This is a genomic window from Janthinobacterium sp. PSPC3-1 (assembly GCF_049896105.1).
Taxonomy (GTDB): domain Bacteria; phylum Pseudomonadota; class Gammaproteobacteria; order Burkholderiales; family Burkholderiaceae_D; genus Janthinobacterium.
The window spans coordinates 1-22,484 of sequence record NZ_JAFCTQ010000021.1; the positions used below are offsets into that span (position 1 = coordinate 1).

A 22,484-nucleotide genomic window follows, 5' to 3' on the forward strand; every position below is an offset into this window, starting at 1 on the left:
AAGCCGGTGCACATCCTGACGCCATCGGCCACCGTGCGCCGCATCGTCAACATGACGGCGCTGTGCGTGGTCGATGCCGCCGGCGCACGACAGGCGGCGCCGTGAATTCCCGGCTGCTGTGTGCGGCGCCGCTGCCGCCCGCCATCGCCGCGCGCGCCGAAAGCAGCTTTGGCGCCGTCACCTCGCAAGCCCGCCAGCTGGGCACGGACGAGACGATCGCCATGCTGCAGGGCAATGCGCATATGCAGGCCGTGCTGATCTCCAGCCGCGTCCGTTTCGATGCCGCGGCAATAGAACGGCTGCCATCCTCGCTCAGGCTGATTGCCACCTGCAGCGTGGGATATGATCATGTCGATCTTGCCGCCGCCGGTACGCGCGGCATTGTTATCACCAATACACCGGATGTGGTGACGGAAGCGACCGCCGACCTGGCGCTGTTCCTGATGCTGGGGGCATTGCGGCGCGGGCGCGAGTATGCGGCCGTCATGGAGCAGGGCTGGCGCCAGCGCTTTGGCCTGGGCGATATGCTGGGCCGCGATTTGCATGGCAAGACGCTGGGCATCATCGGCATGGGCCGCATCGGCCAGGCGGTGGCGCGGCGGGCGCGCGGCTTCGGCGTGACGGTGCTGTACCACAACCGGCGCCGGCTGGCGCCGGAAAGCGAGCAGGGCGCCCGGTATGTCGCGGATGTGCGCGCCATGCTGCCCCAGTGCCAGGTTTTGTCGCTGCATGCACCCGGCGGCGCGCTCGGCGGCCAGGTCGACGGGGCGCTGCTGGCGCTGCTGCCGCGCGGCGCGGTGCTGGTCAATACGGCGCGCGGCACGCTGGTCAACGAAGACGATCTGATTGCCGCGCTGCATAGCGGCCAGTTGGCTGCAGCCGGACTCGACGTGTTCCGTTGCGAGCCGGACTACGATCTGCGCCTGCGCGATCTGCCCAATGTCTTCATGACGCCGCACATGGGAACGGCCACTGTGGAAACGCGCGAGGCCATGGGCCACCGGGCGCTCGACAATGTCGCGGATCTGCTGGCGGGGCGCGCGCCGCGCGATGCGTTGTCATCAACGATTTGTGCATAAACGATTTACGTATAAGTAATGCCGAAAAGATTCCTTTTTGTATATATGGCGGCCGGGGTTTAATGGCGGCATTCTCGATGCCATTACAGGATTTCCATGCAGACCCGTCTTCACCTCGCCGCACTTGTACTGACCACTGTCGCGTTTTCCCAGCTGGCCCATGCCGACCAGCTGGCCGCCATCAAGGCCAAGGGCGAGCTGGTCTGCGGCGCGCTGGGCACGGATGAGCCGAACAGCTTTATCGATGCCAAGTCGCGCCAGCTGGTGGGCTATGAAGTGGACCTGTGCCGCGAAATCGCCAGGGGCCTGGGCGTGAAACCGGTGATCAAACAGCTGGCGGTGGCGGCCCGTATTCCCGAGCTGCAGCAGGGCCGGGTCGATATCCTGACGGCGTCGCTGACCCACAACAAGGAGCGCGAAAGCCTGATCGATTTTTCGCTGTCGACGTTTGCCACCGGCCAGCGCGTGCTGGTGAAAAAAAGCAGCAATATCACCAGCGTTGCCGGCCTGGCGGGCAAGAAAGTGCTGACCGTCAAGGGTGGCACCCAGGAACCGAATATCCGCAAGGCCGTGCCCGGCGTCGAGGTGGTGACGTTCGAGACGGCGGGCCAGGCTTACCTTGGCTTGCAGCAGGGCAAGGGCGCCGGCTATGTCGACGATGAAGTCTCGCTGCTGAACAATTACGCCAAGCTGGGCGCGGCGCAGAAAGACTATCTGGTGCTGCCGCAGAACATCAGCAAGGAAGTGCTGGCCTTCGGCATCCGCAAGGGCGAAAGGGGCTTCAAGACGGCGGTCGACAATGTGTTGCGCGGCCTGGAAAAATCGGGCGAGGCGGAAAAACTGTTCTTCAAATGGTATGGCCCGACCAGCAACGTAAAATTCGAAAAGCGCACCTTTAAAATCGACTCGGACAAGATCGACGCCTGATCAGGCTTGATGGTCGATCCTTATGTTTGATCCGCATATCCTGCTGTCCGGCGACTACCGCGACTGGTTGCTGGCCGGCTTGCTGCTGTCGCTGCAATTGATGGGCATCACCTTGCTGCTGTCCTTGCCGCTGGCCTGTGGCGTGGCCATGCTGCGCCTGGCGCCGTCGCGTCTGTTGAATGCGCTGGGCACGGTGTATATCGAGCTGATCCGCAACGTGCCGCTGCTGGCGCATTTTTTGTTCTGGTATTTTGCCGCGCCCGAGTTGCTGCCGCAGGCCTGGAAGGAGCGCCTGTACGCCGGCAATGTCGAGGCCACCAGCGCCGTCGTCGCGCTGACGCTGTACACGGCCGCCTATATGGCCGAAGATATCCGCAGCGGCATCCGCGCGATTCCCATGCAGCAATTCGAAGCGGGCAGGGCGCTGGGCTTCGGCTACCTGGCCACCATGCGCCTGTGCATCCTGCCGCAGGCGCTGCGCCTGGCCGCGCCGCCGCTGCTGTCGCAAACCCTGAACCTGTGGCAAAACACGAGTATCGCCACCGTGATCGGCGTGGCCGAGCTGATGTACCAGACCCAGCGCGTGGAGTCCGCCTCGTTTCGCAGCGTGGAGGCGTTTGCCTTTGCCAGCGCCGCCTACCTGGCCATTTCGCTGGGCATCGCCGGCGCGGCCTTCCTGCTGCAAAAAAGGCTGGCGCGATGATAGCCCTGATACAGGATTACTGGCTGTATTTCCTGGTCGGCCGCTATCCGGAAGGACCGCTGGGCGGCCTGGCGCTGACGGTCGTGCTGGCCAGCCTGGCGCTGGTGCTGAGCCTGCCTTTGGGCTTGCTGCTGGGCCTGGCCCGCCTCAGTCCCTGGCGCGCGCTGCGCTGGCCGGTGGCCTGCCTGATCCAGCTGGTGCGCGGGATTCCCTTGCTGCTGGTGATCTTCTGGGCCTATTTCTTTTTGCCCAGTTTGACGGGCCATGAAAGCGGCCAGTTCGGCACCATGCTGGCCGCGCTGGTGGTGTTCGATGCGATCTACCTGGCCGAAATCGTGCGCGCCGGCGTGCAGGCCGTGCCGAAGGGACAGTTCGAGGCGGCCCGTTCGCTGGGCCTGGGCTATGCGGCCACCATGGGTTCCATCATCCTGCCGCAGGCGCTGCGCCATATGCTGCCCTCGCTGGTGAACCAGTTCGTCTCGACCATCAAGGAAACCTCGCTCGGCTACATCATCGGCCTGTCCGAAGTGTCGTTCATCGCCTCGCAGATCAATGGCCTGGTGCTGGTCAAGCCGGTGCAAGTGTATTTCCTGCTGGGCCTGACCTACTTCATTCTTTGTTTCAGCCTGTCGCGCGCCGCCTTCTGGCTCGAGCGCCGCCAGGCGCGCACCCTGACGGCGGCCGCATGATCACGTTTGACCAGGTCAACAAATACTATGGCAACTACCACGCGCTCGACGGCGTCAGCGAGCAGGTCGCCAGGGGCGAAGTGCTGGTGGTGTGCGGCCCGTCCGGCTCCGGCAAATCGACCCTGATCCGCACCATCAACCGCCTGGAGACTATCGCCTCCGGGCGCATCACGGTGGCCAGCCAGGATATCCACGCGCCGGGGCTGGACGTGAATGCCTTCCGCTCGCGGATCGGCTTCGTGTTCCAGCAGTTCAATCTGTTTCCCCATCTGTCGGTACTGGATAATTGCACGCTGGCGCCGCAGCGCCTGCGCGGCCTGCCGCGCAAGGAGGCAGAACGGCGCGCGCTGGAGCTGCTCGACCGGGTCGGCCTGGCGCACAAGGCCAAAGCGATGCCGGCGGCCTTGTCCGGCGGCCAGCAACAGCGCGTGGCGATCGCCCGCGCGCTGGCCATGCAGCCGCCGCTGATGCTGTTCGATGAACCCACCAGCGCGCTCGACCCGGAAATGGTGGGCGAAGTGCTGCAGGTGATGCGCGACCTGGCGCAGGGCGGCATGACGATGGTCTGCGTCACGCATGAGATGGGCTTTGCGCGCGAAGTGGCCGACCGGGTCTGGTTCATGGATCACGGCAAGGTGCTGGAACGGGCCACGCCCGATGCATTTTTCAGCCGCCCGCAACATCCGCGCGCGCGGCAATTCCTGGCCGATATCCGCCGCCCCTGATGGCGGCAGGTGATTTTTTGGCAGTGTGCGCAAGCGTACAGTCGCCATCGGGCCGCAGGCGCACGCTATGCACGGTGGCGCCCTTGCGCCAAGTTCATCGACTAGCGACCAGGAGAACCATCATGTCACGCATCCTTGCAGGTCATTTCCAGTTACAGGACGAGGTCGACGCGGCGCGCGCGGCCCTGGTCCGGGCGGGCTTTGCCGACAGCCGCATCAGCGCTTTTTTCGTCAACCAGCCGGGCCAGCATGATCTGCATGAGCTCGGTGGCGACCGCGACATGTCGCCGGGTGCCAAGGAAACCCCGGAAGGCCTGGCCGAAGGGGCCGCCGTCGGCGCCGCGGTGGGCGCCGGCGTGGGGGCGGCCACCGCCCTGGCCACCGGTCCGCTGGGCCCGCTGGTCGGCGCGCTGGTGGGCGCCCATGTGGGTTCCTTGTACAGCTTCAACAAAATGAAGGGCGCCGGCGAATCGGAAGAGGTGGAGCCGGGCGAAGGCAGCCCGCATGAAAACCAGCGCCGGCCGCGCCAGCCCGGCATGCTGATCGCGGTGGCCGTCGAGGGCGACGAGGAGGGCGAACGGGCGCTGGCCACCCTGCGCCAGCTGGGCGCGCAAAACCTGGAGCAGGCCGAGGGCAGCATCGTCAACGGCGACTGGGAAGACTTCGACCCGCTCAGCATCCCCGTGCGCGTGGCTTGATGCCACATGCGCACAAACAGCCGTGCGCCGGCGGCTTGATCCCTGTTACTATTAATCGCATAAATAGTGCCGACAGGGATGGTTCCCATGCGCCAGAGTTGCTTGGAATCATCGTTACTGTCCGTCATCTTGCCAGCCGCAAGCTAACTAGTATGGATAGGGGCGCGTCATGACACAAGCATGGTTCATTCTCACCCGGCCCGATGGGCGCAATATCAGCGCCCCCACGCCGACCCAGCTGGCCGAAGCGCTGGAGCAGGTGTACCGCGAGGCCAGTCCCGGTCCCGACGGCGGCCCCGCCAGCGCCATGCTGCGTTTCGGCTACGATGACGGCCTGATGTACCAAGTGGAAGTGGCTAGCGGTGGCGAAGTCACTTTCGAGGAATGGTCGGACCGCGATTGCGAGATCGCCCTGGCCAGCCCGCGCCGCATGACGGCGCTGCGCCAGGACGACGCGCTGCAGCTGTGGCAATGGCTGGCCCAGCGCCAGGTGGCCAAGATCCGCGCGCAGACCTGGCATTCCGAAGACTGAAACAGCTCAGTGCGCCATCAGCACCGGTACCGTCATGCTTTGCAGCACCGTGCGCGTGACGCCGCCGAGGATGGTTTCGCGCAGCCGCGAGTGGCCATAGGCGCCCATCACCAGCAAGTCGGCCGACAGTTCGGACACCTGCGTCAGCAAGGCTTCGCCGATATCGCCGCGCCGCGTGGCGCCGCCGTCCAGTAACAGCAGTTTTGCCTGCACGCCGTGGCGGGCCAGGTATTGCAGCAGGTCGGCGCCCGGATGGTCGCCATGCTCGGCCGCATGCAGCTGGGCGTCGAACACGGCCACATGCACCTGGCCGGCCCGCTGCAGCAGCGGCAGGGCGGCGCTGACGGCGCGGCTGGCTTCCTTGCTGCCATTCCATGACACCAGCACATTGCGCGCGGCGGCCGGGTGATGGGGCTGCGCCAGCTGCGCCGGCGACATCGCATGCGGCACGATCAGGACCGGCCGGCCCGAATGCAGCAGCACATAGGCGGGAAAGTCGCGCATCACCGACGGCGACTTGTCGGCCGCGTTGTACTGGCTGATCACCACCAGGTCCGCATAGCGCGCCAGCAGGCTGATGCCGCCGGCCGCTTCGTCGTCGACCACGCGCTGCTCGTACGAGGCCACGCCGGCACTGCTGGCCTGCTGATCGAAACCGTCGAGCGCGCGCGCCGCCCGTTCACGCAGGAAATTGAGGTGCAGCGACAGGTTGGGATCGGCGTCCAGGTCGGGCTGGTGCTGGTACAGCAGGCGCGACACGCCCGTCAGGGCCACGCCCGTCAAGTGGCCGCCGCAGGCTTGCGCCACGCTGGCCGCCAGCGCGATGCGGGCGGCGCGCCCGGCGCCGTCATCGATATGGAGCAACACGGTTTTATACGTCATGAGCCGGCCTTTCAATGGAAACTGGCCTTCATTCTGGCACAGAGCGGCGGCTCGCCCGCGCACGGCTGCAACAGTCTGAGCCTTTGATCTTGCGCAAAGTCGCTGATAAAAACTGCTCCTACACTTGATCCCACTCAGAAAAACAATTCAAGAGGGAGATGCGATGACAGAACAATGGGCGGAACAACGCGTGGCGCTGGTCACCGGCGGCATGGGCGGCCTGGGAACGGCCCTGTGCCGCCGCCTGCATGGCGCCGGTTTTGCCGTGGTGGCCATGCATACGCCCGGTAATCCGCGCGTGGCGCACTGGCTGGAGGAGCAGCGCGCACAGGATTTCAACTTCCATGCGCTGGCCGCCGACGTCGGCGATTTCGACGCCTGCCAGTCGGCGGTCGGCCATGTGCTGCAGCAGTTCGGCCGGGTCGACGTGCTGGTCAACAATGCCGGCATCACGCGCGACGCCAGCATGCGCAAGATGGAGCGCGCGCACTGGAGCGAAGTGATGCGCACCAATCTCGACAGCATCTTCAACATGAGCAAGCAGGTGATCGAACCGATGCTGCTGAACCGCTGGGGCCGCATCATCAATATCTCGTCCGTCAATGGCCAGAAAGGCGCTTTCGGCCAGTGCAATTATGCGGCCGCCAAGGCCGGCGTGCACGGTTTTTCCAAGTCGCTGGCGCTGGAAGTGGCGCGCCATGGCGTGACCGTCAATACCGTCTCGCCCGGCTACCTGCGCACGCAGATGGTCACGGCCGTTCCCACCGACATCATGGAAAGGAAAATCCTGCCGCAGATTCCGCTGGGGCGGCTTGGCGAACCGGACGAGGTGGCCGCGCTGGTGGCCTACCTGGCCTCGGACGAAGCGGCGTTCGTGACGGGCGCGAATATCGCCATCAATGGCGGGCAGCACATGAGTTGACGAGTTGGTGTTGGAGGAGACCCGGCACCCAGCGCGCACACAGAGGCGGGCGGTTGCCGGCGCAGTAGAGCGGCAGTGACAGTGACGTGGCGGCAAGGCAAAGGGCAGGGCAGCGATGCCTTGCCCTTTGCCTTTTGGGAAGGGATGCCGGTCCGTGTGTCGCGGTCCGTCAATCGCCGCCTGCCTCGCGCAGCCGCTCGCGCACCGTCGCCAGGGTCGACAGGATGCGTTCCGGGCTGCGCGCGAGCACGGCCCGGCCCAGGTTCAACAAGCCGGTCGCCAGGCTGATCCAGTGGCTGACGCTGTCATGGCGGGCGATGCGCTGGCGCACAGTGTCCAGCAGGCCGCTCAGCTGGTGCTGGGCCGTGTCCAGCCCCGTGATGACGTGGCCGGCGGCGTCGGCATACAGCGCATTGGCTTGCTGGCGCAGCGCCACTTCCAGCGCGAACACGGCTTGTGCCTGGGCCTGGGTAATGCCGGCCTGGCCCAGGCTGGCGCGCTGGCGGATGGCGCGCATCACCGCCGCATGCAAGGCGGCAGCCGCCTGCGACAGGCTGTCGCCCAGCTGTTCGACCCGCATGGCGCTGCCGAGGGCGGCTTCGCGGCGCTCGTTCATGGCAATTCTCCCAAGGCGGCCAGGCGCGCATGTTCCTGCGCCAGCGCCGCCAGTTGCCGCTGCGCCAGGGTGTGGCGCAGGCCGTACAGCCGGTATTCGTCGACCTTGCTTTGCTGCACGGTTTTCGCCAGCACCGCCAGCAGGCGCTGCGCTGGCGTATCGGCAAAGGCGATATCCGTTTCCAGCAGGCCCAGCACGATATCGCGTTCATTGTCGCCGGCCTTGTCGTACAGGCGCAGCAGGCTGTTCAGCGCCGAGACGAGGGTTTGCAGCGCGGCATCGCCTTCCTGCATCAGCTGGCCCAGCATCTGGCGCTGCCGCGCCTCGCCGTGCATGCGCGCCAGCAGCCGCAGCAAGATGGTGTAGGCCGTCACCGCGCGGTCATCGATGCCGGTGCCGGGCCAGGCGCGTAGCGTCACGCCGGCCGCGTTGATCTCGCTGGTGAACGCAAAACGGTCGTCGCGCGCCAGCTGGCCCAGGCCCTGCAGGTATTGCGACACGCCCAGCTGCAGCAGCGCCACGTCCGCATGCATGGCGCGGCGCTGGCGGTCGAGCGTTTTTTCGCTGGCGTCCTGCCGCTCGCTCAGGTAGGGCCGCAGGCGGTCATAGCTGTCGCGGTGGCGCAGCGCCAGTTCGCCAAACGCCTGCAGGGCCTTGGCGTCATCGGCCAGCGCCAGCACTTGGGCGCTGGCGGGCGCGCCGCTGCCGGACGTGGCGCAGCCGCCCAGCAGCAGGCTCGACAAAAAGAGGGCAATCGCAGGCAAGCGTTTCATGGCGTTCGGCGTAGCGGGAGGGAAAGCCGATTATCGGCGCCAGCGGGTGGCAAAGCATTGCGTTTAGGCAATGTTCAGGGCATTCTGCCGGCCATTCGTCGCCGCCCAGGGGGCGTTTGTCGCGCTGTTGGCGGGCTTGGTCCAAAGCCGGCTGTGCGGCGCACGATGTTCAACCAGAATGGTGTCCATGCAGCCGGGCGTGACCGCACGGCGCTGACCGCACCACAGACCGATGCGCAGGCATCTTTAATCAAGGAAATGTCATCATGAAAAAATTCGTTTTCTCCGCTCTGACTTTGTGCGCCATGCTGCCTGCGGCGCAGGCCGCATGCACCTTCAACACCAGCACGGTGGAGAGCATCCGGGAAATCGTGACCGCTTCCGGCGGCTGGCCGATCAGCGATGCGCAGTGCGCCGTGCTCAATGCCAAGAAGCTCAGCTTGCAGGTCAGTGGCGATGCCACCGTGCTCGACGGCGTCTCCGTGGCGTGGGCGGCGGTCACGCTGATCGACAGCAGCTCGCGCGTCAAGGCCGATGCGGGCCGCACATCGACCTATGTCAACACCAAGAAAGCCAGCATCGACGTGGCCAACGAAATGCTGGTCAGCGCCGTCAAGGACAGCCTGGCACAGCTTGATTTCAACAAGGCCGCCGCGGAAATCGAGGCCTACAAGGCCAAGAACAAGGCCAGGCGCTGAGTCTTATGCGGCGCGCTGCGGCGCCACCAGCGCCGCATCCGTTCCCGCAAATACAAAGCCGGCCCAGTCGAGCGGCGGGCGGCCCTGCCGTATCAGGGCCTGCTTGGCGCGGTGCAGGGCCGCGCCCGGTGCCATGCCGGCGCCGATATGGCCGTACAGATGCCGCATCAGTTCCGCGCTTGCCTCGCTGGGCACGCTCCACAGCGAGGTGATGGAACTGCGCGCGCCGGCCATTTCCACGGCCCGGCGCAGGCTGGCCAGGCCTTCGCCCGGCAGCACCGTGCCATTGCCGGTATTGCAGGCCGACAGCACCACCAGCTGCGTGCCGTGCAAGCGCAGGCGCGCGATATCCTTGGCCAGCATCAGGTCGGCCTGGCCGCCGCGCGACAGCAGCAGGCCTGCGCGCCGGCCCGGCAGCAGCATGTCCATCCACTCCTGTTCCTGTCGCGGCGTGGGCGCCGTGGCGGCGTCGATATCCTGGCCCAGGATGGCATGGGCGGCCACATGCAGCACGATCGGCGCCTCGCTCGCCTGCATGGCGCCGATGCTGGCATATATGCCCTGGTGCAGCACGCTGGCGATGCCCAGTTGCCGCAGGCTGGCCAGCACGGCCTGCGCTTCGCCGGCCGTGTCGGGCAAGGGCGCGACCGCCACCAGGCGTTGCCGCTCGCCGGCGCTGGCGTGGCCCGGCATGGCGAAGCGCATGGTGGCGCTGGCCGGCTGCGCCAGGCCGGCGCCATAGGCGGGATCGGCGAAGATGGCGGCCGGCCCAGGTCCCTGTCCCTGTCCAGGCCTGGCGTTGGCTGCCTGGTCCTGGCGTGGCAGCAACTGGACCGGCGAGCTGACATGGCGGCAGTTGCGGGTCAGCGCCAGCGGCTGGCCCCCGGCGTCGGGCAGGGCGTCGAAGGGCAGCAGGTGCAGGGCGGCGTCGGCATCGATGATCCATTCGGGCGCCGCCAGCACGGCGGTGGGCAGGTCCCGCAGCAGCAGCTGCGCCAGCGTCGCGGCGCCGGCGGCGTCCGTCTTGCGCGTCAGTGCGGCACGGTAGCGGTGCACGGCCTGTTCCAGCGCCGCCTGCGGCCCCAGGTCGTGCAGGGCGATGCCTGTCGCGTGCACGCAATAGCGCAGATAGCGTGGCGGCGCCTGCACCAGGGCGGTCGCCGACGGTGGCGCATAGACGAAAAAGCCGATCAGCGCATGCTTGCCGAGGCTGTCTTGCAGCAGGGCCAGGTCGATGCTGTCCAGGCCGGCTATCCGCAGCGCGGCCGACGCCTGGCTGACCAGCATGCCGTGCATGGCCGACAGTTGCATGAAGACGGTGACATCGGTCAGCGTCTGCGGCAGCGCGGCAATCTGGTCTTCCAGCTGCCGCAGCTGCTGGCGGCAGGCGATCAGCCGTGCGTCAAGGCTGGCATTGAGCTTGTGCATCAAGGCTTCCTGGTAGCGCGCGCCGCCGCCCTTGGCGGCCAGCACGCTCTGCAGCAGCGCGCCGGCATGGCGCTGCAAGTTGCCTGCGCGGCGCGCCTGCTCCAGCTGGGCCGAGACGATGGTGCGGCGCATGGCGACACCCGACCACAGGCCTTCCATGGTGACGCCGGTCCGTTCGAGGCAGGAAAAACGCTGGCCGTTGGTGCGCAAGGCCGCGGCGTAGGCCTCGCCGGCGGCGGCCTCCTGGCCTGCCTGCCACAGCAGCAGGCCGACCTTGAAGTGGCGGTATTCCTGCGCCAGCATGGCGGGCAGGTCGTCCGCGGCCGCCTGCAGCGTGGCGATGCGTTCGCGGTAAAAGCGTGCCAGCCGCGCAAAGTCGCCATCGGCATGCAGCGCGCGCGCCGTGGTAAACCACACTTCGGCCGTGGCGTGGGTGGTGTCGAACGGTATCTCGCCGACCGTGCGCACGGCTTGCGGCGCGCCGATGGCCGACAGCAGCTGGCGGCCATACTCGATCTTCAACAGCTGTTTGCCCATCGCGGTTTCCATCGCCGCCGGCAGCCTGGCAAACGGCTGCAGCTGTTCCGCCGTGATGCGGTCCTGGGTGTGTATCGCCTGGAACAGGAGCTCGACTGCCTGCCGCGTGTTTCCCAGGGCCAGCTCGGCAAAGCCAAGGTGTGGCAGGACCATGGCGCGAAACGGCCAGCGCCGCGCCGGGTCGGCTTCCACGATGGCCAGCGCCTCGGCCAGCAAGGTGTGGCCGGCGAGGAACTTCTTTTCCAGTAACAGCCGGTTGCCGGCGCGCATTTTGGCGTCCAGCTGCGGAAACACGCTGGTGTCGGGCGCGATGGCGCTCGGCTGCGGCGCGGCACGCCCCCACGGCGCGGCCAGGCAGGCCAGCGCCGCCAGTACCTTGCGACGGCGTGCGGCATGCTGTGTCATTGCACGCTGCGGTTGGCGTACAGGGTCAGCCAGCGCTGCCAGGTTTCGGGCGTTAGCGGGGGCTGGCCTGGCGCGGCGATGCACTGCTTCAGCTGGTCGGCGTCGGCCGCCTGCGCCACGCAGGCGCGCAGGCGGCGCCGCTCCGCTTCCATCTGCTCGCGCTGCGCCAGCTTGCCGCGCAGCGCCGCGCGCCAGCTGGCCGTGTCGCGATATTGCCGTCCATCATCGGGCAGCATGCATTGTTCGGCGCTCAGGCGTATCCGTTCCGCCACCGCCTGCCAGCGGCTGGGCGGCAAGGCGCCGGCGCCCGGCAGTTTCCAGGCGGGACCGAGCTGCTGATCCATGCACAACGCCGTTTCCAGTGCCAGCGGCTGTCCGGCCGCCAGTTCCAGCTGCTGCAGCCTGTGCAGCTGCAGCAAGGTCGCCGTGTCGAGCGGCGCCGCCTGCGCCATGCCGGCCAGCGCCAGCAAGGGCGCCAGCAGGCACGATGGTAGCAAGGAAAAGGTGGATGGCATGGCCGGCAGAGATTGTGAATTGAGCATCAGTATAGCAGTCACAACAGTGCTTGGCGGCAATATGGCCGGCGCCTGGTCCAGGCCCGCCCGGTGATGGACGCGCCGTCATGACTGGCCTATCATGGCCGTGATTTATTTTAATGAAAGTATCACATGAGGACTGCCGTTCTGGCCGACGATGAACCGCATATGCGCGCCGCCCTGCGCGAACAGCTGCTGGCGCTGTGGCCCGGCTTGCGGGTGCTGGGCGAAGCCGGGGATGGCGTGGCCGCGCTGGCCATGATCCAGGCGCTGCGGCCGGACATCGCCTTTCTCGATATCCGCATGCCGGGCTTGAGCGGCTTGCAGGTGGCCCATGCGCTGACCGTCGGCACGCGGGTGGTGTTTGTCACCGCGTTCGACAATCATGCGCTGCAGGCCTTCGAGGCGAATGCCGTCGATTATGTGCTCAAGCCTCTGGCGACGGAACGGCTGGCCAAAGTGGTGGCGAAATTGCAGCAGGGCGCGCCGTTGCAGGGGCTGGCGGCGGCGCTGGCGCAGCTGGGCGTGGCGGTGGCGCCGGCGCCGGAACCGCCGGTGGAGCGCCTGGAATGGCTGCATGTGGCGGTCGGCAAGGAAGTGTGCATGCTGCATGTCGACGATGTGTACTACTTCGTGGCCGACAGCAAATATACGCGCGTGGTGGGCGAGGGCTGCGACGGCCTGATCCGCCATTCGCTGCGCCAGCTGAGCGACCGGCTGGAGCCAGGGCAATACCTGCAGACGCACCGCAGCACCCTGGTCAATCGGCGCCATATCCGCGCCGTGCACCGCCATGGCGAGGTGATGGAGATCGAGCTGAAGGTCGATCTGCCGCGGCTGAAAGTGTCGCTGCCGAACCACCATCTGTTCCGCGCGATGTGATGGGGCCGCCTGTTTCGCGGGGCGCCGTGCGCTTGCTGGCCGGCATGCTGGTCCTGCTGGGGCTGGCCCTGCTCGAATGGCTGGGTGGCCAGGTGCTGGGCGGCGACTGGTCGGCGCAGGGCGTGCTGGCCGGCGTGGCGCTGGGCGCCGCGATGCTGCTGCTGGCGCTGGCCACGCGCCGCGTGCGCGGCGAGCTGGCGGCCGCTAGCGTGGCCGCCTTGAGCGCGGTGGGCGAACTGGCGCTGGGGGCGGTCATCGTGTTCGCGCTGGCGGCGGCCGCCGCCGCGCTGTTGCCGCTGCCGCTCAGTGCCCGCTTCATGCAGGGCGACCGCGCCACCGATTTCATCGTCTTCGGCGCGTGCGCGCTGGCCTTGCTGGTGGCCGGACGCGCCACCTTGCGCCACCTGCGCCAGGAACGGCGCGCGCTGGCGGCGCAACTGGCGGCGGCGCAGGCGCAAGCCACCCTGGCTGAGCGCGAGCGCGCCCTGGCGCAGGCGGAAACGGCCTTGCTGCGGGCGCAGGTGGAACCGCATTTCTTGTGGAATACCCTGGCGCATGTGCAGTATCTGGCCACCAGCAAGCCGCACGATGCGGCAGCCATGACCGGCCATCTGATCCGCTATCTGCGCGCGGCGGTGCCGGCCGGCACGCAGGGCGGCGGCACCATCGGCTCGGAAATCGATTCCGTGCGGGCTTACCTGGAAGTGATGAAGATACGCATGGGTGCCAGGCTCGATACCGTCTGCACGCTGGCGCCGGAACTGCTTGAGGTGCCGCTGGCGCCCCTGCTGCTGCATACCCTGGTGGAAAACGCCATCAAGCACGGCATCGAGCCGAAGGCCGGCCCCGTGCGCCTGTCCGTGACGGCATGCCGCGACCCGCAAGCGCCAGGGATGGTGCTGCTGGAAGTGTGCGACACCGGTGTCGGCCTGCAGGCGGCGCCGGCCACGCGCGGCGGCGGCCTGGGCCTGCGCAGCGTGCGTGAACGGCTGGCCCTGCAATATGGCGGCAGGGCGCGCCTGAGCGTGGCGGGCCGGCCCGGTGGCGGCGTGCTGGCACGCATCGTCTTGCCTTTGGCTCCGCCCGTGGCGCCATGAAAAAACCGCCCCGCAGTTGCCTGGGGGGCGGTTGGTCGTACAGGCTTGTGGCCTGGTATTAGCGGCCGCGGCCGCCCGAACGGTGGTTGGCCGCCGAACGCGGCGCATTGCCGGAACGGTTGCCGCCGCCACCGCCGCCGCCCGATGGGCCGGCGCTGCGTGGCTTGGCGCCGCTGCCGCCGGTTTTCACGCGCACCACGGCGCCGGCTGGCGCGCGGCTGTTGTTGCGGTGACCGCCGGTGCCGCTGCGCAGTTGCACAGGCTGGGCGCGGGCGTTCAGGTCCGGCTCGAAGCCTTCGATGACTTCACGCGGCAGGGTTTGCTTGATCAGCTTTTCGATGTCTTTCAACATTTCGTGCTCATCCACGCAGACCAGCGACACGGCTTCGCCCTTGGCACCGGCACGGCCGGTACGGCCGATACGGTGCACATAGTCTTCCGGAATGTTCGGCAGGTCGTAGTTGACGACGTGCGGCAACTGGTCGATATCGATACCGCGCGCGGCGATGTCGGTGGCCACCAGCACTTGCAGGGTGCCATCCTTGAACTCGGTCAGCGCGCGTGTGCGGGCCGACTGGCTCTTGTTGCCGTGGATCGCCAGCGCGCCGATGCCGTCCGCGCCCAATTGCTCGACCAGCTTGTTGGCGCCGTGCTTGGTGCGGGTAAAGACCAGTACCTGCGTCCAGTTGTTCGACTTGATCAGGTAGGACAGCATCGGGTGCTTCTTGTCGCGGTCGACCGGATGGATCTTCTGCTTGATCACTTCGACGGTCGAATTGCGGCGCGCGACTTCGATCATGGCCGGCTTGTTCAGCAGGCCATCGGCCAGGGCCTTGATCTCTTCCGAGAAGGTGGCCGAGAACAGCAAGTTCTGGCGTTTCGGCGGCAGCACGGCCAGCACTTTCTTGATGTCGCGGATAAAGCCCATGTCCAGCATGCGGTCGGCTTCATCGAGGATCAGGATTTCCACTTTCGACAGATCGACCGTGCCCTGGCCCATATGGTCCAGCAGGCGGCCCGGCGTGGCGACCAGGATGTCGACGCCATGTTTCAGCTGCTTGATTTGCGGGTTGATGCCGACGCCGCCGAAGATCACGGTCGAGTTCAGCTTGGTGTACTTGCTGTAGGCGCGCACGCTTTCTTCGACCTGGGCCGCCAGTTCGCGTGTTGGCGCCAGGATCAGCGCGCGGATCGGGCGCGTCGAGCTGTTGCTGGTGATGGCCGCGCCATTGGCGTCGGTCGACAGGCGGTGCAGCACGGGCAGCGTGAAGCCGGCCGTCTTGCCGGTGCCGGTCTGTGCGCCGGCCAGCAGGTCGCCGCCAGCCAGTACGGCGGGAATCGCCTGGGTCTGGATCGGGGTCGGTACGGTGTAGCCGTGTTCGGTAACGGCACGAACGATAGCGTCGGACAATCCGAGGGAGGAAAAGGACATGGTAACTTTATTGTGAGATCGGCCTGTCGCCATCGGGAGGCGCCAGTCGCAGGCAATCAGATTAGGGTCGAAAGACAGCGGCAAGGGGACTGGTCATTTGTGCCGCACACGCGAAGTATAACAGCATAGTCAAAAAGCGCTGTAACTGATTCAGATCAAGGTGGCGCGCCTGTTTTGAACTTTTCGATAATATTTCCGTCAGCTCCGCGCGGGAGATGCCGCGCCACGATTTTTCACCTGGAGAATCATCATGCGCATTGCCGATCTACGCATCGCCACCCGCCTGTATGGCGGTTTTGGCGCCACCGTGCTGCTGGTGGCCGTCCTGGTCACGGTGGCCTCCGTCAATTTCGCCAGGCTGTCCGATGCCAACGCCATCAATACTCACACTTACCAGGTGCTGGGCAAGGCCAGCGAACTGCTGGAAAGCCTGCTCAATATGGAAACGGGCGAGCGCGGCTATGTGACCACCGGCCTGGACAGTTCGCTCGACCCGTATACGAAGGGCAAGGCCGCCTTCCTGCGGCAGTTGGGCGAGATCCGCGCGCTGACCAGTGACAACCCGGCCCAGCAGCAGCGCCTGGCGCAGCTGGAGACGGCGCAGCAGGCGTGGCTGAGTGGCGCGCTCGACCCGGTGATCGCCCTGCGGCGCGCGGCGGCGCAAGGCACGGCGGAGATCGAACCGGTGCTGGCGTTGGAACGGCAGGGCAAGGGCAAGCAGGGCATGGACGCCATGCGCGCGCTGCTGACGCAAATCGGCGATGCGGAAGAAAGCCTGCTGGCCGGGCGCAGCAGCGCGGCGGCATCGCTGCAGGCGCAGACGCGCTGGGTGCTGCTCGGTGGCGGCGCCCTGACGATGCTGCTGGCGGCGATGATCGCGATGTGGCTGGCGCGCAATATCAGCCGGCCCTTGCGCTCGGCCATCGAGGTGGCGCGGCAGGTGGCCGAGGGCGACCTGACGGTGCGCGTCGAGGTGACATCACAAGATGAAACCGGCGAACTGATGCAGGCCCTGCGCGAGATGGCGGCCAGCCTGCTGCGCATCGTCACCGAAGTGCGCGGCGGCACCGACAGCATCGCCACCGCCTCGCGCCAGATCGCCGCCGGCAACCTTGATTTGTCGTCGCGCACCGAGCAGCAGGCCAGCTCGCTGGAAGAAACGGCCTCGTCGATGGAAGAGCTGACCAGCACGGTGCAGCAGAATGCCCACAATGCGCGCGAGGCCAATGGCCTGGCCGCCTCGGCCTCCACGGTGGCGGGCAAGGGCGGCGCGGTGGTGGCGCAGGTGGTCGACACCATGGGCGCCATCAATGTCTCGTCGCGCAAGATCGTCGACATCATCGGCGTGATCGACGGCATCGCCTTTCAAACCAATATCCTGGCGCTGAACGCGGCGGTCGAGGCGGCGCGCGCCGGCGAGCAGGGGCGCGGCTTCGCGGTGGTCGCCACCGAAGTGCGCAACCTGGCGCAGCGTTCAGGCCAGGCCGCCAGGGAAATCAAGGAACTGATCAACGACTCGGTGGCGCAGGTGGAAAGCGGCGCGCGCCTGGTCGACGATGCGGGCGTCACCATGCGCGAGATCGTCGACAGCGTGCGGCAGGTCAGCGGCATCGTCGGGCAGATAGCGGCCGCCAGCGACGAGCAGCGCGCCGGCATCGAGCAGGTCAACCAGGCCATCGTCCAGATGGACCAGGTGACCCAGCAGAACGCCTCGCTGGTGGAGCAGGCGGCCGCAGCCGCCGAAGCCATGCAGGACCAGGCGGCGCGGCTGGCCGAGGCCGTGAGCGTGTTCCGCACCGGCGAGGCGGCGGCCACCGTCATGCCTGCGCCGGCCGCCAGGCGTCCCGCGTTGACGCGCGCCGCGCCGCGGGCGCCGGTGAAAACGCTGGCCGCCAGGGTGGTCAAGCCGTCGCTGGCGCCGCATGCGCCGGCCGGCAAGCCGCGTCCCGGCGAAGATGAATGGGAAGAATTCTAAGGCAAATAAAAAGCATGTGACACTTGTCGCGGAAATGGCTTGCGCGTCATGTGACGGTTGTCGCATAATCGTTGCATATATTACTGCAAAAGGAGTGCCATGGCCACGCCATCCGTTACCGAACTGACCTTGTTGAAAGCCCTGTGGAAAGGCCAGCCGCTGTCGGCGCGCGCGCTGCACGCCAGCGTGGAGGCCGAGCTGGGCTGGTCGTTTTCATCGACCCGCAAGACGGTCGAGCGCATGCTGGAAAAAGGCATGCTGGTGCAGCGCAGCGAGCAGGGCGTGCAGGTATATGAAACCGGCGCCGACAAGGTGGCCACCCTGGCCGCGTTTGCCCATGATTTCGGCCGGCGCGTGATGGAGCTGGACAGTCCCTTGCCGGTGACCATGTTTACCGGCAGCAAACTGGTCGACCGGCAGGAACTGGCGCAGCTGGAACAACTGCTGCAGGACTGGCCCAGTGACGCGAAGGAATAAGCGATGCTGCTGTTTTCTCTCACGCTGCTGCAGGCCAGCGCCGCCTGCCTGGTCACCGGCCTGCTGCTATGGTGTTTGCTGAGCCTGGCGCAACGGCGCTGGCCCGCGCTGGCCGCCCAGCGCGGCGTCTGGCTAGTCGCGCAGCTGGTGCTGGCCGCCGCATTCGTGCTGCCGCTGCTGCCCGACACGCATCAGCTGAGCGTGGTGCCCGAGCTGACCGTGCCGGTGGCGCTGGCCGGCGTCGCGCCCGACGTGACGATGCCCAGCGATGCGCCAGCCGCCCCGCTGCCCTCCGCTGCTTCCTGGCTGGCGCTGGTGCCGGCCGCCTGGGGCCTGGCGTATCTGCTGGGCGTGGCTGTCACGGCCTGGCGCTGGCGGCGTGGCCGCGCCATGTTGCGCACCTTGCTCGCGCTGGCGCAGCGGCGCCGGCTGCATGGCGTCGACGTGCTGGAAGTGGACGCGCCGATCTCGCCGATGCTGGTGGGAATCTGGCGGCCACGCTTGCTGTTGCCGGCGCACCTGGCGCAGTTCACCCCAGAACAGCAGCAACTGGTAATCGCCCATGAGCTGACCCATGCCCGCCGCCGCGATCCGCTGATGCTCTTGCTGGCAACTCTGCTGCAGGCGCTGCTGTGGTTCAATCCGGCCGCGCGCTGGCTGGCGGGCAAGCTGGCCTGGGCGCAGGAACTGGGCTGCGACCGCCAAGTGCTGGCCGGACGGCCGCACCGCGAGCGCCAGCAATATGCGGCGGCGCTGGTGAAGCAGCTGGGCCTGCAGGCCCAGCCGCTGCCGGGCCTGGCCTTTGGCGGCGGCCGCATGGCGGAGCGCCTGAGCCATCTGCGCGACGGCCAGGCGCGCTCGCATCCGCTGCTGCGCGCGCTGACGGCGCTGCTGCTGTGCGCCATCGGCGCGGCCAGCCTGGCGCTGCAGCCGGCACTGGCCTGGTCGGTAGCGGCCACGCCCGCCGCCATGCTCACTGCGCCAGCTGCCTGGCGCAACCCGCTGGACACCATGCGCGTCACGGGGTTCTTTGGCGTGGTGCGCCAGATGACGCCACAAGGCCATCGCGGCATCGACCTGGGCGCCCGGCGCGGCACGCCGGTGCATGCGGCGGCCGACGGCATCGCCAGCGTCAGCGAAGATGCGCGCCTGGGCAAGGCCGTGCGTATCGACCATGGCGGCGGCATCGAGTCGCTGTACGCCCATCTGGACCGGGTCACGCTGACGACCGGCATGGCCGTCACGGCCGGGCAGGCCATCGGCACGGTGGGCGATACCGGCCTGGCGACGGGACCGCACCTGCATTTCCAGGTCAGCCGCAACGGGCGCCTGCAGGACCCGCAACAGTGGCTGGCCGGCCTCGACGCCAACGCCACCGCGCGCGCCCTGCGCATGCGCAAGGAGCAGTTCGGCCGTTAATTAACCCCAAAGCAAGGAATGGGGTCCGACCCAATCCACCCAAGTTAAGCGATAGGCTGCCATCAGGCAGCCTTGTAGGCCATGTATTTATGGGGCTTGTAGGCGTTGGTGTGCCCTGACTTTGATTGTCCTGGGCGATGTTTAAACGTTCGCTTGGCGATCAGCGCCAACGCGTCGGTGAGCAAGTGGGCTGCCGCCAGCCCAAGCAGCAACGATGGCAAGAGCGGCTTGAGTACCGAATGGGCATAGGTATGGTTGACGTGTCTGTCCGGCGGCAATGCATGTTGCTGGCCGGCGGCGCAGTTCGCCAGCGCCTGCAGGTTATCGCACAGTACCTTGGCGGCGAGATCCTGCATCAGGGCCTGCTGTGACAGTCCCGTCACGTGCTCCAGATGGAGTCGGTGTTTGAGACGCTTGAAGGCTTCCTCGATGCGCCAGCGTTGATGGTAGAGGTCACCGAACGTTGGGCGAAGAAAGCTTCACTGACGCCAACGGCAACCATGTCTACGATGCGGGCGAAGGCTATGCCGACCTGGGCGAACCGTTCCGCAATGACCGCGCCGTCACGGGCAGCAATGCCGATTTCCGCGACGACGCCTACAACACCGGCAACGCCACGCGCGCCAGCGGCGAAGCGTATATCGATTCGAACGGCAGCGGCGCCTGGAACGCCACTGGTGACGGGCAATACAATGGTGTACTGCGCGCCGCCTCCAGCGTCAATACCACCGCCGCCAATACTGTCCACGTACGCCGCGCCCTGGTGCAGGTGCTGTCAACCAGCACTGCGCGCATCACGCCGCTGAACGGCACCTCGATCGCGCTCGACCATTGCGTCGACGGCACCGCGTTTGAAAACGCCGTGCGCAGCTTCCCGCTCGCCATCCGCGACAGCAACCCGACCGTGTTTCCGGTCAACCGCGCGGCCGTGACGGGGCAGGCGATCGACTTGCCCGGCAATCCGCTGCCGGCGGGCACCACCATCAATTTTTCCACCAGCAATGGCGTCATCGTCGGCACGCGCGACATCATCGTGCCGAACAACGACAGCGAAGTGGCGGCCAACTGGATCCATGTGGTGCAGATGATCAGCGACGTCGGCCAGGTCGGCACCAGTTGCCAGCAGAACACTGCGCGCAACGGCGTGCTGACGGTCAAGGTGACCACGCCTTCCGGCATCACCACCATCGAGAGCTATCCCGTGTCGGATTGATGGAGAGTCATGCCTTGCAAGCTGCCGGATGTCTCGGCAGCTTTTTTTTGGCTGAAAACAATAATCGAAAAAATCGAATATGACTTCGCAAACTTTGCGTTTTAAGTTATGCGCTGCTTGCTGCATACTGCATGCACTCGCTCGGCACACACTGATACAGCAGGGAAGTTCAGCATCATGAAGCACGCTTTATCATATTCAATTTTTTCGACTATTTTTCTATTCAAAGGACGCCATCATGCCTATCGCCACCGCCCAAGCCGCTCAAAAACTGCTGACCCCGAACGACCACACCCTGATCATGATCGACCACCAGTCGCAGATGGCGTTCGCCACCCGCTCGATCGACCTGGCCCTGCTGCGCAATAACGCGGCGCTGGTATCGAAAGCGGCGTCTGAATTCAAGGTGCCGACGATCCTGACCACGGTGGCGGAAAAATCGTTCTCCGGCCCCATCTTCAACGAAATCCAGTCGGTCTTCCCGGACCTGGCCCCGATCGACCGCACCAGCATGAATACCTGGGAAGACCCGCGCATCGCCGAGCGCGTCAACGCCCACGGCAAGGCCAAGATCGTGCTGGCCGGCTTGTGGACCTCGGTATGCATCGTCGGCCCGGCATTGTCGGCTTTGGAGCAGGGCTTCGAGGTGTATGTGATCGCCGACGCCAGCGGCGACGTGTCGGACGAAGCGCACCAGATGGCGATGCAGCGCATGATACAGGCGGGCGCCCAGCCGATGACGTCGGTGCAATACCTGCTGGAACTGCAGCGCGACTGGGCCCGTGGCGAGACCTACAATGAGACCGTGGCGACGGCCGTGGCGCACGGCGGCGGCTATGGCCTGGGCCTGATCTACGCCAAGACCATGTTTAACGCCAGCGAAGGGCATTGATTTTCTTCACGCCAAGCAGGCGTAAAAAAACCGGCCGAGGCCGGTTTTTTATGCTGCGTATGATGATCAGGCAAATGGCGCCAGCAAACTCACCATCTGGCCAAACACTTTCGGGCTGGCGGCGATCACGTCGCCCTTGTACAGATAGTCCGACTCGCCGGAGAATTCACCGACGATGCCGCCCGATTCCGTGATCATCAGCGCGCCGGCGGCGATGTCCCACGGCTTCAGGCCCTTTTGATAGAAGCCGTCGAGGCGGCCGCAGGCGACGTAGGCCAGGTCCAGCGCGGCCGAGCCGGCGCTGCGCACGCCCTGGCTGCGTTCGCCCATGATGGCGTACATTTTGAGGTATTCGTCGAGCGCGCGCGGGCCGGCGCCGTGGCCGGTGCCCAGCATGGCGTTGGCAACGCGGTCCAGTTTGGTGACGCGGATGCGCTTTTCATTCAGGAAGGCGCCGGCGCCTTTGCTGGCCGTAAACAAGTCGTTGCGTACCGGGTCATAGATCACGGCTTGCGTGACGATGCCGCGCTGGGCCAGCGCCAGCGAGATGCAGTATTGCGGGAAGCCGTGGATAAAGTTGGTGGTGCCATCGATCGGGTCGATGATCCACTGAAATTCATTCTCGTCGTGCGAGTTGGCGGAAGCGCCCGATTCCTCGCCCAGGAACGCGTGGTCCGGGTAGGCTTTGGACAGCACCTCGATGATGGCTTGTTCGGCCGCCTGGTCGACGTCGGTGACGAAATCGTTATGTTGTTTTTCCGTGACGACGACGCGGTCGAGGTCGAAAGACGCGCGGTTGATGACGGTGGCGGCGCGGCGGGCGGCCTTGATGGCCGTATTGAGCATTGGGTGCATGTGAGCTTCCGTTAAAAGCACGCGAGCGCCCGGCAGTACCGGTTTGTACTGGAGCGCAGGAGTGCAAGAATGAATTAAAGAGCAAAGCGGTG

Annotated in this window: 24 protein-coding genes and 1 pseudogene; 16 read left to right on the top strand and 9 right to left on the bottom strand. The window is 66.4% G+C overall.

The features are described 5' to 3' along the window. The first annotated feature begins 101 nt into the window (after window positions 1-101). The 7 genes from ACP7B7_RS20120 to ACP7B7_RS20150 all read left to right on the top strand — a co-directional run bounded on the left by ACP7B7_RS20120 (window position 102) and on the right by ACP7B7_RS20150 (window position 5,353). Window positions 102-1,079, top strand: a complete 978-nt coding sequence (locus ACP7B7_RS20120) for a 2-hydroxyacid dehydrogenase (RefSeq protein ID WP_308922248.1) — start codon at window positions 102-104, stop codon at window positions 1,077-1,079. A 96-nt stretch (window positions 1,080-1,175) separates the two neighbouring features. Then, on the top strand, window positions 1,176-2,006 hold the full coding sequence (locus tag ACP7B7_RS20125) for an ABC transporter substrate-binding protein (protein ID WP_426077844.1): 831 nt from the start codon (window positions 1,176-1,178) through the stop codon (window positions 2,004-2,006). Window positions 2,007-2,028: 22 nt separating this feature from the next. After that, on the top strand, window positions 2,029-2,709 hold the full coding sequence (locus tag ACP7B7_RS20130; RefSeq protein ID WP_426077845.1) for an amino acid ABC transporter permease: 681 nt from the start codon (window positions 2,029-2,031) through the stop codon (window positions 2,707-2,709). Then, complete coding sequence (locus ACP7B7_RS20135) at window positions 2,706-3,398, top strand: amino acid ABC transporter permease (protein WP_308922246.1); 693 nt, start codon at window positions 2,706-2,708, stop codon at window positions 3,396-3,398. The genes ACP7B7_RS20130 and ACP7B7_RS20135 overlap by 4 nt, the downstream gene beginning before the upstream one ends. Next, window positions 3,395-4,123: an amino acid ABC transporter ATP-binding protein gene (locus tag ACP7B7_RS20140; RefSeq protein WP_308922245.1), complete on the top strand. Its 729-nt coding sequence runs from the start codon at window positions 3,395-3,397 to the stop codon at window positions 4,121-4,123. The genes ACP7B7_RS20135 and ACP7B7_RS20140 overlap by 4 nt, the downstream gene beginning before the upstream one ends. A gap of 122 nt (window positions 4,124-4,245) precedes the next feature. Then, on the top strand, window positions 4,246-4,821 hold the full coding sequence (locus ACP7B7_RS20145; protein ID WP_426077846.1) for a hypothetical protein: 576 nt from the start codon (window positions 4,246-4,248) through the stop codon (window positions 4,819-4,821). A gap of 169 nt (window positions 4,822-4,990) precedes the next feature. Next, on the top strand, window positions 4,991-5,353 hold the full coding sequence (locus tag ACP7B7_RS20150) for a hypothetical protein (RefSeq protein ID WP_308922243.1): 363 nt from the start codon (window positions 4,991-4,993) through the stop codon (window positions 5,351-5,353). Window positions 5,354-5,359: 6 nt separating this feature from the next. Here ACP7B7_RS20150 and ACP7B7_RS20155 read toward each other — a convergent pair whose 3' ends face one another. Beyond that, window positions 5,360-6,235 (bottom strand): universal stress protein, encoded by an 876-nt coding sequence (locus ACP7B7_RS20155; RefSeq protein ID WP_308922242.1) that lies wholly within the window; start codon window positions 6,233-6,235, stop codon window positions 5,360-5,362. Between the two features lie 163 nt (window positions 6,236-6,398). Here ACP7B7_RS20155 and phbB point away from each other — a divergent pair, with 163 nt between their 5' ends. Next, window positions 6,399-7,157, top strand: coding sequence for an acetoacetyl-CoA reductase (phbB, locus tag ACP7B7_RS20160; protein WP_308922241.1), 759 nt, complete (start codon window positions 6,399-6,401; stop codon window positions 7,155-7,157). A gap of 169 nt (window positions 7,158-7,326) precedes the next feature. Here the strand turns inward: phbB and ACP7B7_RS20165 are convergent, their stop codons facing one another. Both ACP7B7_RS20165 and ACP7B7_RS20170 read right to left on the bottom strand, forming a co-directional pair. Next, the gene (locus ACP7B7_RS20165) at window positions 7,327-7,773 is read right to left on the bottom strand and encodes a histidine kinase (protein WP_308922240.1); all 447 of its coding nucleotides are present in this window, start codon (window positions 7,771-7,773) and stop codon (window positions 7,327-7,329) included. Beyond that, entirely contained in the window at window positions 7,770-8,546 is a 777-nt protein-coding gene (locus tag ACP7B7_RS20170) for a hypothetical protein (RefSeq protein WP_426077847.1), read from the bottom strand. Before ACP7B7_RS20170 ends, ACP7B7_RS20165 begins: the two co-directional genes overlap by 4 nt. Before the next feature lie 266 nt (window positions 8,547-8,812). Here ACP7B7_RS20170 and ACP7B7_RS20175 point away from each other — a divergent pair, with 266 nt between their 5' ends. Further along, window positions 8,813-9,244 (top strand): hypothetical protein, encoded by a 432-nt coding sequence (locus ACP7B7_RS20175; protein WP_426077848.1) that lies wholly within the window; start codon window positions 8,813-8,815, stop codon window positions 9,242-9,244. 3 nt (window positions 9,245-9,247) lie between these two features. Here ACP7B7_RS20175 and ACP7B7_RS20180 read toward each other — a convergent pair whose 3' ends face one another. Together ACP7B7_RS20180 and ACP7B7_RS20185 are read right to left on the bottom strand one after the other, a co-directional pair. After that, on the bottom strand, window positions 9,248-11,614 hold the full coding sequence (locus ACP7B7_RS20180) for a CHAT domain-containing protein (protein ID WP_426077849.1): 2,367 nt from the start codon (window positions 11,612-11,614) through the stop codon (window positions 9,248-9,250). Then, on the bottom strand, window positions 11,611-12,156 hold the full coding sequence (locus tag ACP7B7_RS20185; RefSeq protein ID WP_426077850.1) for a hypothetical protein: 546 nt from the start codon (window positions 12,154-12,156) through the stop codon (window positions 11,611-11,613). The genes ACP7B7_RS20180 and ACP7B7_RS20185 overlap by 4 nt, the downstream gene beginning before the upstream one ends. Window positions 12,157-12,282: 126 nt before the next feature. On the opposite strand from ACP7B7_RS20185, the gene ACP7B7_RS20190 reads away from it, so the two are divergent. Next, the gene (locus tag ACP7B7_RS20190) at window positions 12,283-13,032 is read left to right on the top strand and encodes a LytR/AlgR family response regulator transcription factor (protein ID WP_426077851.1); all 750 of its coding nucleotides are present in this window, start codon (window positions 12,283-12,285) and stop codon (window positions 13,030-13,032) included. After that, window positions 13,032-14,129, top strand: a complete 1,098-nt coding sequence (locus ACP7B7_RS20195; RefSeq protein WP_308922234.1) for a sensor histidine kinase — start codon at window positions 13,032-13,034, stop codon at window positions 14,127-14,129. Before ACP7B7_RS20190 ends, ACP7B7_RS20195 begins: the two co-directional genes overlap by 1 nt. A gap of 58 nt (window positions 14,130-14,187) precedes the next feature. On the opposite strand, the gene ACP7B7_RS20200 is transcribed toward ACP7B7_RS20195, so the two are convergent. After that, complete coding sequence (locus ACP7B7_RS20200) at window positions 14,188-15,561, bottom strand: DEAD/DEAH box helicase (RefSeq protein WP_308922233.1); 1,374 nt, start codon at window positions 15,559-15,561, stop codon at window positions 14,188-14,190. Between the two features lie 250 nt (window positions 15,562-15,811). On the opposite strand from ACP7B7_RS20200, the gene ACP7B7_RS20205 reads away from it, so the two are divergent. The 3 genes from ACP7B7_RS20205 to ACP7B7_RS20215 all read left to right on the top strand — a co-directional run bounded on the left by ACP7B7_RS20205 (window position 15,812) and on the right by ACP7B7_RS20215 (window position 19,432). Then, window positions 15,812-17,536, top strand: coding sequence for a methyl-accepting chemotaxis protein (locus tag ACP7B7_RS20205; protein WP_426077852.1), 1,725 nt, complete (start codon window positions 15,812-15,814; stop codon window positions 17,534-17,536). Window positions 17,537-17,635: 99 nt separating this feature from the next. Continuing rightward, window positions 17,636-18,013: a BlaI/MecI/CopY family transcriptional regulator gene (locus ACP7B7_RS20210; RefSeq protein WP_426077853.1), complete on the top strand. Its 378-nt coding sequence runs from the start codon at window positions 17,636-17,638 to the stop codon at window positions 18,011-18,013. Window positions 18,014-18,016: 3 nt separating this feature from the next. Further along, window positions 18,017-19,432, top strand: a complete 1,416-nt coding sequence (locus ACP7B7_RS20215; RefSeq protein ID WP_426077854.1) for a M56 family metallopeptidase — start codon at window positions 18,017-18,019, stop codon at window positions 19,430-19,432. A gap of 62 nt (window positions 19,433-19,494) precedes the next feature. Here ACP7B7_RS20215 and ACP7B7_RS20220 read toward each other — a convergent pair whose 3' ends face one another. Together ACP7B7_RS20220 and ACP7B7_RS20225 are read right to left on the bottom strand one after the other, a co-directional pair. After that, window positions 19,495-19,788: a hypothetical protein gene (locus ACP7B7_RS20220; RefSeq protein ID WP_426077855.1), complete on the bottom strand. Its 294-nt coding sequence runs from the start codon at window positions 19,786-19,788 to the stop codon at window positions 19,495-19,497. 24 nt (window positions 19,789-19,812) lie between these two features. Further along, window positions 19,813-19,863, bottom strand: a pseudogene (locus ACP7B7_RS20225) (hypothetical protein); the annotation flags it as partial. A gap of 32 nt (window positions 19,864-19,895) precedes the next feature. On the opposite strand from ACP7B7_RS20225, the gene ACP7B7_RS20230 reads away from it, so the two are divergent. After that, window positions 19,896-20,645, top strand: coding sequence for a hypothetical protein (locus ACP7B7_RS20230; protein ID WP_308922228.1), 750 nt, complete (start codon window positions 19,896-19,898; stop codon window positions 20,643-20,645). Window positions 20,646-20,883: 238 nt separating this feature from the next. After that, window positions 20,884-21,537: a hydrolase gene (locus ACP7B7_RS20235; RefSeq protein WP_308922227.1), complete on the top strand. Its 654-nt coding sequence runs from the start codon at window positions 20,884-20,886 to the stop codon at window positions 21,535-21,537. 66 nt (window positions 21,538-21,603) lie between these two features. Here ACP7B7_RS20235 and ACP7B7_RS20240 read toward each other — a convergent pair whose 3' ends face one another. Then, window positions 21,604-22,383, bottom strand: coding sequence for an inositol monophosphatase family protein (locus ACP7B7_RS20240; protein WP_065307196.1), 780 nt, complete (start codon window positions 22,381-22,383; stop codon window positions 21,604-21,606). Window positions 22,384-22,484: the final 101 nt, after the last annotated feature.

Excerpts from the sequence above, each read along its gene's own strand:
- ACP7B7_RS20125 (WP_426077844.1), top strand. The coding sequence starts at position 1,176 with ATGCAGACCCGTCTTCACCTCGCCGCACTTGTACTGACCACTGTCGCG.
- ACP7B7_RS20130 (WP_426077845.1), top strand. The coding sequence starts at position 2,029 with ATGTTTGATCCGCATATCCTGCTGTCCGGCGACTACCGCGACTGGTTG.
- ACP7B7_RS20135 (WP_308922246.1), top strand. The coding sequence starts at position 2,706 with ATGATAGCCCTGATACAGGATTACTGGCTGTATTTCCTGGTCGGCCGC.
- ACP7B7_RS20140 (WP_308922245.1), top strand. The coding sequence starts at position 3,395 with ATGATCACGTTTGACCAGGTCAACAAATACTATGGCAACTACCACGCG.
- ACP7B7_RS20145 (WP_426077846.1), top strand. The coding sequence starts at position 4,246 with ATGTCACGCATCCTTGCAGGTCATTTCCAGTTACAGGACGAGGTCGAC.
- ACP7B7_RS20150 (WP_308922243.1), top strand. The coding sequence starts at position 4,991 with ATGACACAAGCATGGTTCATTCTCACCCGGCCCGATGGGCGCAATATC.
- ACP7B7_RS20155 (WP_308922242.1), bottom strand. The coding sequence starts at position 6,235 with ATGACGTATAAAACCGTGTTGCTCCATATCGATGACGGCGCCGGGCGC.
- phbB (WP_308922241.1), top strand. The coding sequence starts at position 6,399 with ATGACAGAACAATGGGCGGAACAACGCGTGGCGCTGGTCACCGGCGGC.
- ACP7B7_RS20165 (WP_308922240.1), bottom strand. The coding sequence starts at position 7,773 with ATGAACGAGCGCCGCGAAGCCGCCCTCGGCAGCGCCATGCGGGTCGAA.
- ACP7B7_RS20170 (WP_426077847.1), bottom strand. The coding sequence starts at position 8,546 with ATGAAACGCTTGCCTGCGATTGCCCTCTTTTTGTCGAGCCTGCTGCTG.
- ACP7B7_RS20175 (WP_426077848.1), top strand. The coding sequence starts at position 8,813 with ATGAAAAAATTCGTTTTCTCCGCTCTGACTTTGTGCGCCATGCTGCCT.
- ACP7B7_RS20180 (WP_426077849.1), bottom strand. The coding sequence starts at position 11,614 with ATGACACAGCATGCCGCACGCCGTCGCAAGGTACTGGCGGCGCTGGCC.
- ACP7B7_RS20185 (WP_426077850.1), bottom strand. The coding sequence starts at position 12,156 with ATGCTCAATTCACAATCTCTGCCGGCCATGCCATCCACCTTTTCCTTG.
- ACP7B7_RS20190 (WP_426077851.1), top strand. The coding sequence starts at position 12,283 with ATGAGGACTGCCGTTCTGGCCGACGATGAACCGCATATGCGCGCCGCC.
- ACP7B7_RS20195 (WP_308922234.1), top strand. The coding sequence starts at position 13,032 with ATGGGGCCGCCTGTTTCGCGGGGCGCCGTGCGCTTGCTGGCCGGCATG.
- ACP7B7_RS20200 (WP_308922233.1), bottom strand. The coding sequence starts at position 15,561 with ATGTCCTTTTCCTCCCTCGGATTGTCCGACGCTATCGTTCGTGCCGTT.
- ACP7B7_RS20205 (WP_426077852.1), top strand. The coding sequence starts at position 15,812 with ATGCGCATTGCCGATCTACGCATCGCCACCCGCCTGTATGGCGGTTTT.
- ACP7B7_RS20210 (WP_426077853.1), top strand. The coding sequence starts at position 17,636 with ATGGCCACGCCATCCGTTACCGAACTGACCTTGTTGAAAGCCCTGTGG.
- ACP7B7_RS20215 (WP_426077854.1), top strand. The coding sequence starts at position 18,017 with ATGCTGCTGTTTTCTCTCACGCTGCTGCAGGCCAGCGCCGCCTGCCTG.
- ACP7B7_RS20220 (WP_426077855.1), bottom strand. The coding sequence starts at position 19,788 with ATGCAGGATCTCGCCGCCAAGGTACTGTGCGATAACCTGCAGGCGCTG.
- ACP7B7_RS20235 (WP_308922227.1), top strand. The coding sequence starts at position 20,884 with ATGCCTATCGCCACCGCCCAAGCCGCTCAAAAACTGCTGACCCCGAAC.
- ACP7B7_RS20240 (WP_065307196.1), bottom strand. The coding sequence starts at position 22,383 with ATGCTCAATACGGCCATCAAGGCCGCCCGCCGCGCCGCCACCGTCATC.